General features: G+C 53.8%; 11 protein-coding genes. 2 read left to right on the top strand and 9 right to left on the bottom strand.

Annotation, left to right across the window (positions count from 1 at the left end; all coding sequences use genetic code 11):
• Positions 1–3: 3 nt before the first annotated feature.
• The 6 genes from SH248x_RS18365 to SH248x_RS18340 form a co-directional block, all read right to left on the bottom strand.
• On the bottom strand, positions 4–798 hold the full coding sequence (locus SH248x_RS18365) for a class I SAM-dependent methyltransferase (protein ID WP_459555765.1): 795 nt from the start codon (positions 796–798) through the stop codon (positions 4–6).
• Positions 799–996: 198 nt separating this feature from the next.
• Complete coding sequence (locus SH248x_RS18360; RefSeq protein WP_459555764.1) at positions 997–1,500, bottom strand: HIT family protein; 504 nt, start codon at positions 1,498–1,500, stop codon at positions 997–999.
• Positions 1,501–1,640: 140 nt separating this feature from the next.
• Complete coding sequence (locus SH248x_RS18355; protein ID WP_459555763.1) at positions 1,641–2,864, bottom strand: TlpA family protein disulfide reductase; 1,224 nt, start codon at positions 2,862–2,864, stop codon at positions 1,641–1,643.
• 315 nt (positions 2,865–3,179) lie between these two features.
• On the bottom strand, positions 3,180–4,979 hold the full coding sequence (locus SH248x_RS18350) for an HDOD domain-containing protein (RefSeq protein WP_459555762.1): 1,800 nt from the start codon (positions 4,977–4,979) through the stop codon (positions 3,180–3,182).
• 764 nt (positions 4,980–5,743) lie between these two features.
• Complete coding sequence (locus SH248x_RS18345) at positions 5,744–6,487, bottom strand: SDR family oxidoreductase (RefSeq protein WP_459555761.1); 744 nt, start codon at positions 6,485–6,487, stop codon at positions 5,744–5,746.
• Positions 6,488–6,692: 205 nt separating this feature from the next.
• Positions 6,693–7,451 (bottom strand): SDR family oxidoreductase, encoded by a 759-nt coding sequence (locus SH248x_RS18340; protein ID WP_459555760.1) that lies wholly within the window; start codon positions 7,449–7,451, stop codon positions 6,693–6,695.
• A 127-nt stretch (positions 7,452–7,578) separates the two neighbouring features.
• Here SH248x_RS18340 and SH248x_RS18335 point away from each other — a divergent pair, with 127 nt between their 5' ends.
• Entirely contained in the window at positions 7,579–8,202 is a 624-nt protein-coding gene (locus SH248x_RS18335) for a TetR/AcrR family transcriptional regulator (RefSeq protein ID WP_459555759.1), read from the top strand.
• 38 nt (positions 8,203–8,240) lie between these two features.
• Here the strand turns inward: SH248x_RS18335 and SH248x_RS18330 are convergent, their stop codons facing one another.
• Positions 8,241–9,110 (bottom strand): hypothetical protein, encoded by an 870-nt coding sequence (locus SH248x_RS18330; RefSeq protein ID WP_459555758.1) that lies wholly within the window; start codon positions 9,108–9,110, stop codon positions 8,241–8,243.
• 161 nt (positions 9,111–9,271) lie between these two features.
• On the opposite strand from SH248x_RS18330, the gene SH248x_RS18325 reads away from it, so the two are divergent.
• A complete protein-coding gene (locus tag SH248x_RS18325) occupies positions 9,272–10,537 on the top strand; it encodes an SMI1/KNR4 family protein (RefSeq protein ID WP_459555757.1) in 1,266 nt (421 codons plus the stop codon).
• Between the two features lie 99 nt (positions 10,538–10,636).
• Here the strand turns inward: SH248x_RS18325 and SH248x_RS18320 are convergent, their stop codons facing one another.
• Positions 10,637–11,896, bottom strand: a complete 1,260-nt coding sequence (locus tag SH248x_RS18320) for a sulfate adenylyltransferase (protein WP_459555756.1) — start codon at positions 11,894–11,896, stop codon at positions 10,637–10,639.
• Positions 11,897–12,258: 362 nt separating this feature from the next.
• Positions 12,259–12,819: a hypothetical protein gene (locus SH248x_RS18315; RefSeq protein WP_459555755.1), complete on the bottom strand. Its 561-nt coding sequence runs from the start codon at positions 12,817–12,819 to the stop codon at positions 12,259–12,261.
• Between the last annotated feature and the right edge of the window lie 74 nt (positions 12,820–12,893).

Here is a 12,893-nt window from a genome sequence, read left to right as displayed (position 1 = left end):
ACATTACACGCGTTTGAGAACATAGACGACGTCTTGAGTCTCTTTGTTGACTTTGATCGGGTCATCAATGTCGTATGCGAAGTCGTAGGTCTCGATCAGTTCCCACTGGGGGACCTTCTTGAGCAGGCTGAGATACTGCTTGGCGGTATAGCACATGAAGGTCAGCGTGTCTTCGATTCGCTTGTGCTCGGTCGGGGTGTAAATGTCGTAAGCAAATCCGATCTCTTCGCGACGGGTCTTCTTGTCGTAGCTGATCGACCACATTGATGTATTGACCGACAGATTGCCACGACGAGCAGACCAGGCTTCTTCGACTTCGTAGTCATCCAGGTTGAAGTCTTCCGGATTCAGGTGCAGGCCCATGACATACAGCCCGCCTTTGTAGACAGCTTCCGCCATGCACTCCATGTGCTTGACGGCCATCGCTTCTGGATACAGGTGACGGAACGAATTGATCATGTTGAAGCCAGCGTCGAACTTCTTCTTCACTTTGAAGTTCGTCATGTCGCCGACGTAGGCCGACTCCGGAAAGCCTTTGCGTTTCAGACGCTCATTGCAGAAGTTGACGGCGCGATCATTCAGATCCAGGCCGGCGATTTCGTAACCATCGGCTGCGAACTTATCAAAGAACCGGCCCGTGCCGCAGGCTGGCTCGAACAGGCGTTTGACCGGACGGTCGGAATGCTTGTCGAAGACCTTCTTGAGGAAGTCGTACTCTTCGCGCCAGTCGCTGCCGAAGATCAGGTCGTAGTATTTCGGGTAATCGTAGATGTCGCCGGAGAGGATCTTGGGGGGCATATCGCATCCTGCAAAAAGTTAGCAAACGTAAGCAGCTCAATCTTCAAGCCAACGTAGTCTGGGCCCATTGAACTTTCAAGTAGCGTACAGCGATCTTCTACGAATTTCAGTAGACCTCTCAACAGAGCCGCGACCGAAAGGGAGCGCATCTCGGGTCGGCTGCGTCATCCACTCTGATTGGCGGTTGCAGCAACCGCCCTACGCGATCACCTTCATCAGCTGCTGATAAAAATCTTCCAGCGACTGATTAATCACATGCGTTCCCGAAGTCACCGGCAGGAAGTTGTGATCCCCGCTCCAGCGCGGCACCAGGTGCCAATGCAGATGGCCTGGCACTCCTGCTCCCGCTGCTTTGCCCAGGTTCATTCCGATATTAAAGCCGTCGCAGTTCATCAAAGGCTTCATCACCGTCACGAGCTTTTGAAGAAGAGCCTGACAGTCATTGAGCTCAGCTGTCGACAACTCGGAAAAGTCTCCAATATGCGATAGCGGCGCCACCAGCAAATGCCCGCTGTTGTAGGGATATCGATTCAGCATCACAAACGCATGACTCGAACGCAGGACGACGAAGTTCCCTGCGTCATCCGTCGAATCGCGATATGCACAGAAAAAACAGGACGGCTTGTCGGTCTTCGGCACATCCGCTTTGGGTTGCGTTAGATAAGACATTCGCCAAGGTGCCCAGAGTATTTCGTGGTTCATGACTACGAATCCCAGTGTGTCGTCGTGTAAAGCGTGCCGTCGTAAAATGCCAATAGGCTGAAAGCAACATCGTCGCTTTCAGCCTACAGCAAAATCAAGCGATCCTTGACTCGTTGCCATCAACAAGCCAGGAGCCGGGACTACGGAGTCACGGGAGCAGTTGCTTCTGCTTTGTCTTCCGTCGGAGCTTCTTCGATCATTTTCACGTCCGGGTACATCTCGGCCAAAAGCTCTTTCAGCTTCTTGCCGCGGGCGTCGGTGGAAACAACTTTGCCTTCTTTATTGACCAGGATCATGCAGGGAATGGCGTCGATCCCGTAGTTGACGGCGACTGGGTTATCCCAGCCTCGTTTTGAATTTGGATCCCAGAGGACGATCCAGGGGACATCCTGCTTGGCCATGAACGTGGTCAGTTTTTCCTTGTCATCATCCAGGCTGATACCAACGACTTCGAAACCATGAGGCTTGTAAGTCTGATAGAGCTTTCTCATTTCAGGGAACTCGGCGATGCAGGGACCGCACCAGGTCGCCCAGAAGTCGACGAGAACCACTTTACCTTGGAGAGACCCCATGCTGAAGTCTTCGCCCGCGAGGGTTTTTCCAGTGACTTCAATGGCATTGCCTGGCAGCGTCAGTCTGCGGACGGTCGCTTCCAGCGCTTCAGCGTCTTTGCGCAGACTCTCATCTTCTGAAGTCGCAAAGTGAGCACTGAATTCCTTGTATTCGTTGACAGCCTGGGCGGTCTCCATGCCTCGGGTTCCGACCATCAAGTATTGTTTGACTTGATTGAGAGTGGCAGCACTTGGCTTGGCGGCGAGCAATTCGCTTTTCATTGCGGTCAACTGCTCGGTTCGCTCTTCAGGACTGAGTTCGCGAAGGCCTTGCAGACGTCCGGAAAATCGCATCGACTTGGCGAAGACAGCGATTTGCTCATCTTGATCTTCAGCGGCGGTTTCCATGAACTGGTCGCGTCGTTCGGCCATTCCTTCGACTTCCAGGTTGGCCAGCATGGCGAGAATCGAGAATTGCTGAACCATCGCCTTGCGTCTGAGTTCAGGTTCTGGATTCAAAGTGAGGGCGAGTTCGTTTAATGCCAGGACCTTTACAAACTTGTCACGATAGTACTGCTGCTTCTCTTCGTCAGATAAGCCTTCTGGCATTTTCTCGCGCGCCAGATCATTGGCTTTTTGAATCGCCTCTTCGGCGGTTTTTGGTTCGGCAGCCTGAGGCTCCGTCGGGGGAGCCGCTTTCGCGTCAGAAGTCTCTTGAGGGGTGGTGACAGAAACAAACGGACCATTCGCGACAACAGGTGAAACAAGCAGGCCGGACATCAGAATGCCCAGCAAAGGCAGCAGAAAACGCATGCGAAACCTTTCGAAATTTCATGGCAGAAGAATGAGCATTCTCACCGTGATACGCATCGCTAGAAAGATTCGTACTACGGGAAACTCGCCCGATCAGTCGACATAAGGACGAGCACGATCCTTACCTCCTCGAAGACAACATCTTCTCAGGGAGTTACCCTTATCATACCCGTTACGGAACGCCCGCGTCAGTAGCAACGACGACCAATTCGAACATTCTAGCGTGGCGCTGTCTGAAAAGTGGTGAAGAGAAATGTCAGGCACACCGGCATGTCAGTACTTCATCCGCAACCACTCCCTGCCCGACAATCCGCATCAGGTGGCGATCAACTCTCGGTCATCCTCGATGACATCGACAGGCTCATGCTCGGCGGTCTGGCCCATGCGGCTGATCGTTTCCAGAGCTGACTTGAGTTCGTCGACATCGATTTCCGCAGAGCCCAGCATGGCCTGAATCATGGTGGCTTTCTCGATCGCTTCCCGGAAGATGTCCGCGATCTCGTCCTTGCCGGCGGGAAACTCTCGGGCGATGGTTTGATTGAGTATTTTCACTCGCTGAAGAGCCGGGAAATCCATCGTTTCCGCGAAGGCTTCCGCGATTCTCATACATCGGACAAATCCTCGGGCCATCGTCGAGAGCTCGTGATCAAGTTCCGGTTGATGATGAGCATGGACGGGTTGCACGAGTGAGAACGGGAATTTCCAGGCCTGGAGGACGGCTGCAGACACCTGACCGTGGTCGGTGTTGGTCACGAGTTGCTCGGAAGCGGGGAATCGGAGCGTCGGGCAACGACGTACCCGTTCGACGACGCGTGAGAAGTAAGTCGCGCCGTAGTGCTGTGCGAAGACGAGGATGCCGACCTCTTGCAGAATGGCGAGCAGGAAGGCCGTCTCCGGAGGAACATTCTCCATCCGCTTGGCGAGCGCTTCTGCGACACAGGCGATCAGGTTTGTGCGCTTGTAATACCACTGTCGGAAGTCTCTTCCCCATGACTTCATCAGTTCGGAGTTGACCGTTCGCAGGCCGAGGGTCAAACACATTGCAATCGTGCGTCTTCCGCCCAGAAAGCTGACGACGGACCGAACATTCTTGATCGAGCCCGAAGTGCCAAACTGCGAGGAATTGGCGTATTTGATCAGTTCGGACGTTAAGCGAGGATCAACTTCGATCAGTTGCGTCAGACGTTCAAGATCAATCTCATCGGGAGGAAGATTCGCATAACTCGAAATTTCCGTCAGCGTCGTCGAGACCGGGGGAACATTCACAAATTCGGTCACGAGGCGTCGGGCTGATTCGTCAATATGCAGACGTCGATAGGACAACTGACTGAGAAACTGGCTGACTCGCTGGCCGACGGCTTCTGGCGAACTGGCAGAGGAAATGTATTGTTCGACGCCGGGCGACTTTTGACGTCGGGAGAGCTGGTCCTCACACGAATCAAAACACAGGAACGCCGGAACGGAGATCATGCGGGCGTGCAATTGCTCGATGACCTGATGGCCTTTCAAGAAGCCCGTCAGTTCTTCGTCAATGATGACCAGATCGATCCGCTCAGAGGATGCCACCTGAGCGAGTTCATCCGTACTGTCGACGACAATTGTCTCGATGGGATACTTCTGGATGGCGAGGGCCCAGTCGATCGCGGTTTCTGCATGCCCCATCAGGATGACGACTTTATGGCGAGCACCGACTTGGAGATTCTCGTCGTCCTCTTCCGAGAATGTCTTTTCCTCCAGTTGCCTGGCCACGATGGCATCTCGGAGTGTCAACGCCAGCTGACCGATATCGCAGGGCTTGGTGTGATACTGGTCGATCCCGCGAAGTTCGAGATCCTTTTTCAGTCTCCCGTCTGTCACTGGCGTATGGACAGCCAGGACAGTCGGGCAATTGGCGTGACCAAGCGCTTCGACGCAGACCTGGTGCCCGTTTTTCAAACGCAGACACAGGTCGACCACTGCAAGGTCATAGGGACGTTTCACCATCATCTTGATGGCATTCAGGCCGTCTTTGGCGTGATCGCAGCGAAATCCAAGTTTAATCAGAGCCCTCGTAAGTTGCAGACGACTGACAGCGTCGTCATCAGCAATGAGCGCGTGATATTGATAGTGTACCATACGACGTGACCTCAAAAAGGGACTTGATTGAGATGTCTAAAGGCACAGAATCGAGCGGCGGATCAGGTAGAACTGATCGTGCAAAAAGAAGTGATTGAGAAAATCAATAGCACAAAAAGCGAGTAGGTTTTCTGCCTCAAAAGTTTCTGCCTGGCAAATATCAAGAGTGACTGACCTAATCCGGTCAAGTTGATACAGACGGTAAAAATAACCCGATTCGACTAGAGGGAATCCCCTCACGAGATCGACGTAACAGCTGATCACGTAACAGCTTTGGCAGGCCAGCGATCACGCCGGAAGAGCAACGTCCAAGCCCATTTGATCGCACCTTCGATCATTCGTGCCGATAGCATTTCTAGGCTATAGAACGAGAACACTGAACACCTGGATCGACTATAGGAGAATTCAACCACTGATCAACACAGATGGACACTGATCAAACCATCCAAGACAGAGAAGAAACCTTTCCCTTCTCCCTATCTGTGTCCACCTGCGTTTATCTGCGGTTCAATCTTCTTTTCTCCATCCGTGTTTCTCCGTGTCCATCCGTGGTTGGTTTTACTCTTTCTCTGCGATCCCCCGCGACCTTAGACGCAGTCTTCTAATTCCTTGTAGGGTGCTGGTGAGGCTCTGCGAACCGCACCAATTGTGCGAATGAATGTCGTTTTGGTGCGGTTCGAAGACTCACCAGCACCCTACATTTTGCGCAAGACATCAATTAGAAGACTCGCCCCCAGCGGTTCAAGTTGATTTTTAGCGGGCTGCTAAGAAATGTTCGCCCACGCGACCGCATCTTCCCCGGCAGGCAATTTGATCGGGCAAGAGGGATCATTCACGGTCCGCCACACGGCTTCCGCAACATCTGTTGAGCGCGTCACAGGGCCTGTCTCGCTGAAACTTGCGAACAGGTTCTTCGTCAGTTCGGCGTAGGCTTCGTGGTCGAGACCCTTCATGCGGTCGCGTCCGTTCGCTGCAAAGGGGGTTTCTGGGGCGCGTCCCGGCAGAACCAGGCAGGCCCGCACGCCGAATGGTTTCATCTCGAGCGCCAGACATTCCGTGAAGGCGTTCACGGCGGCCTTGCTTGCAGTATACAGGGAAACCAGAGGCAGCGTTTTCAAGGTGACGCTCGACGTGACATTCACAATCACGCCTGATCTTCGTTCTCGAAACTGGGGCAGAAATGCCTGTGTCATCGCGATCGTGCCAAAGGTGTTGGTTTCGAACACGTCTCGCATCGTTTCGAGCGACGATGTCTCGACAGGCGATGCCATGCCGATGCCCGCATTGTTGACCAGCACATCAATCGGACCTGCGAGTTCCACAGCTTTGATGATGCTGTCTTCATCCGTCACATCGAGCGGGATCACGCGGAGATGCGGCGAGGCGGGCAGAATCCCTTCTTTCGGCGTCCGCATGGTCGCTATGACTTTCCAGTCTCGCTCCAGAAAGAATCGGGCGATTTCGAGGCCAAAGCCAGAGGAGCAGCCAGTGATCAGAATCGTTTTCATAAACAGACCTTGTGGTGGAAGTGGTTTTAAAGTGGCACGGACATGCCTGTTCGTATCCATGTGAAAATTGTGGTTAGTCCGGGTTGCCTCAACCCGGACGGCGAAGCCGCAAGAAGCACGGTCGAGCGCGCATTGGGCGTCCATTCCGTGTTTCCCTCGTGCCGAAGCAGCACGCCCGGGTTGAGACAACCCGGGCGACCCTGCACTACCAGGGAATCGTTCCCAGCTTGGCGTGTGTGAATGCTCCCGTCGGTGCAGCGGGGCCGAGGAGTGCGACGCGAACCGCTTCTTCGGCTCCCTCTTCGAGAGTCTCGAAACCCTCGTAGTTGTTGAGGTTCGTCTTCGTGAAGCCGGGCGAGACCGAGTTGACCCTGATCCCTTCGGCTTCCAGTTCAATCGCAAAGGCGACGGTGATCGCATTCAATGCTGTCTTGGAGGCTGCGTAGCCGGGGCCAAACGATGTTCGAAACGGAAACGAGTGATCCAGCACGGTTGCTAAAGACCCCAGCCCGCTGGACACATTGACGATGCTCGCCCCTGGCGTCTTGCGAAGAATCGGCAGCATGGCCTGAGTGACCGCGATCACGCCGAAGACATTGGTCTCCCAGATCGCGCGGACTTCCTCCAGAGAGATGCGACTGGGACGCGTTTGTTGAAAGTATTCCTGGATTGACATCCCCGGCGTCGCTGTCGTGTTGGAAATCGCGGCATTGTTGATGAGGACATCGAGTCGACCAACTTCTTTCTCGATGCGTGCAGCGGCTGAGTCGATGGATGCAGAGACGGTGACGTCGAGTTGAATGGCGCGGGCGTCCCCCTCAATGGTTTTCGCTGCTGCCTCTCCCTTCTCGAAGTTGCGGGAGCCGACGAATACAGTGAAACCACGAGCTGCGAGATCTTTGGCGATCTGATAGCCGATGCCTTGATTGGCCCCGGTGATCAGTGCGACAGGTTGATTAGGCATGTATACTCCTTGAAGAACGAGCGGCGTAGAATCAGTTAACGACAGGGTGAATTCACGATGCGAAACACAAACGGAACAGCGTTCCGTATTATTCGGAACGTCGTTCCGTTTGTCAAGAGGGAGTCCGTTGAGCAAAAAACAGCCACCTAAATCCGATGATTCCGAACTGCACGAGCAGGGAGATCGACGCGTGCGCGCCGACGCGCAGCGCAACATTGATGCGCTGTTAGAAGCCGCGAAGACCGTTTTCATTTCGTCGGGAGTCGATGCCCCGGTTCGCGAAATCGCAGAGAAAGCCGGCGTTGGCGTGGGGACTCTCTACCGTCACTTCCCCAACCGCTCCGATCTGGTCGCGGCCATTTTTCGACGCGAAGTCGATGCCTGTGCCGCAGCTGCAGCGACATTGGGCGAGCAGTATGAACCAGATGTCGCGCTGGCCTGCTGGCTGCACCGCTACACGGAGTTCATTGCGACCAAACGCGGCCTCGCCGCTGCCCTGCACTCGGGAGACCCGGCCTTTGCGTCTCTCCACGATTACTTCCGAGAACATCTGGAACCGGCGCTGAAGTCACGTCTCGACATCGCCGTCGCCGCCGGCCTCGTCCGCCCCGGCGTTGAACCGATTGATCTCTTATTAGCCGTCGGCAAGCTGTGCCTGACGATTTATCAGGAAGACGCCAGCCACATTCGTCAGATGGTGGATCTGCTCATGGACGGAATGCGATATGGGGCGAGCAAGCAGAGTTCATAACGATATTGAACTTACCGCACAAACGGCAAACACGCCTGCTACGCCCGGTAAATCGCCATTAGCCACATCGCCATTCCTCCCAGCCCCAGATAGTTCAAACAACACATCACCGCCATCTCGTAACGCCGACTGTAAATCCAGGCGATTGCTGGCACGAGAACAATCCCGAGCAGGTTGAGCGCGACAAACTCACTCGCTGGAAGATGCAGATCTTCGACAAAAAACATGGTCAGCGCCAGCACCGCTCCCGGCAGATAGGAGAACAACAGGAACACCAGCGACGGCGATTTCGGCAAGTAGCGAAACGTAATCAGCTGATATTGGCGCGGACCAACGGACGCCGCTGTCATCGTCAAGAGGAACACGACAAAAGCACACACGATGCTCCCGATCAACAAAACAGAAACGTCACTCGATTGAGCCCCGCTCGCCAGATTCCTAAAGACCCTGGAATAATACCAGTATCTGCTGCTCGACATCGGCCAGATGGCATCGATCATCTCTTGAAACCCAACGAACAAATCGGGATAAAACCAGGCTCCAAAAATCGCAAAAGAACCAAGCAGCCCATAGTAAGCGTTATAGACGACATTCTTCCAATCCGATCCCATCATCCAGGTGACAATAGCGGCCATCGTGGACCACACTGGAATGCCGATGATGCAAAGCATCGTCAAAAGTACGACGAAGATTCCTGAGCGGGTGAACCCTAGCGAGTTAGCCGCCTGATCAATCCACTCCGCTATGAGAGGATTGGCGATCACCATGACTTTCAGCAACAACACATTCGCAGCCGCACACAAAATCCCGATCTGCGTGACGCGATGAATCGTATTACTGGGCAGGAGCGCGAGGCTGTCCTGCCAGGTTTTTTCGTTGTTGTCAGTGGTGACGACGGCAGTGCTCATGGGAATACAGTAATCGAGTCAACATCGCACCTCCAACAAAAAAAGCCATTCAGATAACGTTGTTGTCGATGGAGCTTATGTCGAGACATCCGCACAACTTCTGATATTCTGACTCCGTCGGATAACGAATTGGTTCTGAACGAATAAAAACGGAGCCTTCTATGATGCAGCAAGTTTTGAGTTTCTCTGATGACGAAAATGAAGTGCTGAGGAAGCTTGGGATTGTGGTTTATCGCGGAAAGCTGATTCTGGAGGCAAGAAATCCCATCACAAACGAAGAAGTTGCTGCGGTAGAAGAGAAAATAGGCTGTCGCATCCCGAGAGACCTACTCGCTCTCTGGAAGACGTCGTTCGGTGGAGCATTGGATTACGACTACCGGGCAACCTTCGGAAATTACATTTACTTGACCGGTCTTCGAGAGTTGTATTTCCCCGAAAGCAAACACTACCACGATCTTTACGGCTGGATCGATAGTGAATTGGAAGCCGCTCAAGAAGCGGCGATGGATGACGAAGATTTCCTGGTTTATACTCCTTACCTGCCGTTTGGTGGATATGAATACCTGCAACGGGCTTATGTTTCATTGCTTCCAGATGAATATGGGGCAGTCATTTTCTATGCCCGAGGCATACCGCAGAAGGGATGCTTGAATGAGGATCAAGCAGATCTGGTTGCCAACTCGTTGAACGAATTTTTCGACAATCTGACTTTAGACCAAGACCCCTTCGAAACATGTGATGAGTTCTCCAACGGACTCACCATGGTGGAACGGATCTCGGAGATAAAAACCAATCATCCGGAAGTCGCCAGCAAACTAACGCAGTTGGTGCTCGCAAGTGTTTTTAATTGGAGAGCGGTCTTAGCAGAAACTGACTTTTCTACAGAACTGTCAGAAAAAGAGCTTCATGCATTAAGGCTGGCGTTTGAATTTGTAGTGAAGCAAAAAGACGAAAGCCTGATTGCTCATCTTCACCAACGCGGAGCCCCCTTTGACATTGCTCTTCAGGGAACTCGTGATGTTCTCGCATTAGCAATGAGCATGAAGGCATTTGATATTGTTCGATGTTTGCTTACCCTCAACATCAAGGTCAGCGACAGGCCTGTTTTTCATGCGGCAGATTGCCCAGACGAGTTGCTGATTCTACTGGTTAGCTACGGCGTCTACTTCGACGAAGAAGCCTTTTATTCAGCAGCAGAGACTGGCGCAATTGAAGGGGCAATCGCGATCGTTGAGAGTGACAGGCTTGTTGATTACTCCACGATGGAATCAATTATTGATTCCGCAAACCAGCGTGCAGACAGACATGATGAGGCTGCTGTCTCAGTTGAGAAAGGGCATCTCAGATCCTATCTGACAGCGGACCAATATCGTGCACGAGCGAAAATGCTGAGAGAGTTTGCGAGCCGTTTACAAAATCTCCAGTAAAAATCTGTGCCCGACTATGCATAGCTAGAAATGTTCTAACAAAGAAAGCCCCGGCGTTTCCACCAGGGCTTTTTTGATTTCGAAACTCAAGTCTCTCGACTAAGCCGTCTTCATTGCAGCGCCCAGGATGCGGCTGGTGCTCTCGCGCATCACGCGTGGGTCGACCAGTTCGCCCTTTTGCAGGGTGGCGCGGACGTCTTTGCCGGAGATGAACAGTGGTTTTTCGTCTTTGTGTTTTTCCATCAGGTCGACGCGGCCGATCGAATCGTAGTAGGCAGCGAAGCCGACTTTGATTGGTTTGACGTGGAGTTCGCCGCTGAGATTGCTGAAGATCTCTTGAGCGTCGAAGTCACCCCAGATGGCAGTGCCGTCAGCGTAAGGGACGTCAGCGTGCTTACGGCCGATGACGATGTGGGAGTAGCCGAAGTTCTGACGGTAGATGGCGTGCATGACGGCTTCGCGTGGACCGGCGTAGAACATCTTGAGGTCCAGGCCGAGGAGGACAACGCGATCAGGAACCTGCTCGCCGCGAGGTCCCCAGAGGGCTTGATCGCTGTCACCATCGCCCAGGGCGCGGTCGGTGATCAGTTTCTCGTAGGTTTCCATGCGGACGACGGCGTTGACGTCGTCACCCTTGGTTTCGCCGATCAGCGGGTTCAGAATCGCACCGGCGTTCTTGCCCTGGCGGATCAGGTCTTCCAGGCCGTAAACGAGGGCGTATTCGTGAGCACGGTGGAGTGGGTTACGAGTCTGGAAGGCGACGCAGGCGTCCCAACCCTTTTGTGCGACGAGAGCACGTGTTTCGACTGGAGACAGAACGTACTTGCCGAAGGCTGGGTTCTTCGGTTGTGGGAGAGCTTCCAGTTCACCGCCGATGAGGTGCGTCTTGTCAGCGTCGCCTTTGAGGACCATGTCAGCGCCGGCGTGATCGGTTCGCTCGGTGCCGTAGACGGCTTTGATGTAACGAGGCTTGTCCCATTCAAAGACGTCAGAGATAACCAGAGTCGCGACGGCCTGACCTTCAGGATTCGTCAGGGCAACTTTCTGGCCGGTCTTGAGTTGTGAACCGAGTTCGGTGGTCACTGGGAACGAGAGCGGAATCGACCAGGCGTATTTCTTTCCGTTGGACATGACGACCATCTCGTCGAGGACGAGGTCATAGGCGGCTTTGCCCATGGGGCCGGTCAGCGGGCTCAGGGTGCCGTCTGCGATGCGGTAGATGGTGGAGAGGTCAGCAGCGGAGACAGGAACCTTGGTCAGGCCATCCATCTCTTTTTTGAAGGCGTCGATTTTGTCAGCAGGGACAGTCTTGTTGACGGGCTGGCTCAAACCACCGTGGACTGGTACGAGATCGCTCATAGTTTACTCAGCTTGCTTTCTGGAACAGGTTGTGCGGAAACGGGTTGGATGAGGAAGGACACAGACTTTCCCGACAGTGAAGGCAGCCGATGCACAATTCGCTGCCGATAACGGCACAGGAACAGGGTCTTTCCAAACGAGTGACCGGAAGGCGTCTGACGTCTGGGGTCCCTTGGAATCGGGAAATCGCCAACTAATGACAAGCAACCGCATTTTTAGCGCTGAAAATGTCTCGTGCGACCGACCATTGAGGAATGGTTCTCGACCTGTGCGGCGCGAGAATAGAGAATTTCGCCAATACCCGTCAACTGGCCTCTTCCAAAAACTGACATTTTTTTGCGTCGCCCCGATCCTGCCACGGCTTACGGAGCAGCGGATGGCGTCTCTGCCTTCAAAAAGGCCTCGATCTGAGCCCGAACCTCTGGCTCGTCCGGGTAAATGATTTTCGTCCCGAAGCCGTCCACGTCGGGAGTCACCACGTAACCCCAGTTATCCAAGGACAAGGGCACATCTTTCTTCTTGCCCCCAAACGGAGCGGAGACAAGACTGAATTCACTGTGCTCCGCTTCAGAAATTGCAAAGATGTAATCTTTTTGAAAGTCGCATTCGCGCCCCTCCTCGCCGATGACAATCACGGCTCTGGGCACTTCCAAGTCGATGGAATTCTTGAATACTTCTTTCACACCGACTTGATACGTCGGGACGTTGGCATCGCCATCCCGGCGGGAGATCCCAATTGCTTCGACAGTCCCCAGAATGACCAACTGGGCCTGATGCAGCTGAGCCTCGTTGATGCGGGGTCGGTTGGCGTAACTGGCGGCCATCCAGCCCATGAAACTTACCCAGGCGAGAAACATGACCATCACAACAGCAAAGATTGGCCAGATGCGGAGCTTCGCAGCGGCTGGCGAAGCGATCGTCATTTTGCCGTCCGGTGAATCGATGAAAGTACCGGACGACGTCATGACAGCAGACTACTTCCTGGGCTGGCTTATTC

The organism is Lacunimicrobium album (assembly GCF_052161635.1).
In the GTDB taxonomy this organism is placed as follows: domain Bacteria; phylum Planctomycetota; class Planctomycetia; order Planctomycetales; family Planctomycetaceae; genus SXPC01.
Note: the sequence above shows the minus strand (reverse complement) of the source record. Positions and strands in the feature narration are given on the sequence as shown.